This is a genomic window from Schumannella sp. 10F1B-5-1, from assembly GCF_006517535.1.
Classification (GTDB): domain Bacteria; phylum Actinomycetota; class Actinomycetes; order Actinomycetales; family Microbacteriaceae; genus Schumannella.
This window is the reverse complement of record NZ_VHQH01000168.1, coordinates 1-232: the sequence shown is the minus strand read 5'-3', so window position 1 is coordinate 232 and position 232 is coordinate 1. Positions and strand designations below refer to the sequence as shown.

The window sequence follows — 232 nt, the reverse complement described above, 5'->3', positions numbered from 1 at the left end:
GATCACCGGGGCCAACGTCGACGGAAAGCACGTGTTCGGGCTGGTCGCGGGTCGCGACTTCACGCTCGACGGAACGGTCGAGATCGCCGAGGTGCGCGCGGGCGACCCTGCGCCCGACGGCTCCGGGCCTGTCGAGCTCGCGCGCGGCATGGAGATCGGGCACGTGTTCCAGCTCGGGCGCAAGTACGCCGAGGCCCTCGGGCTCAAGGTGCTCGACGAGAACGGCAAGCTC

Annotated in this window: 1 pseudogene; it reads left to right on the top strand. The window is 70.7% G+C overall.

The features are described from left to right. Positions 1–232, top strand: a pseudogene (locus tag FJ658_RS15325) (proline--tRNA ligase); the annotation flags it as partial.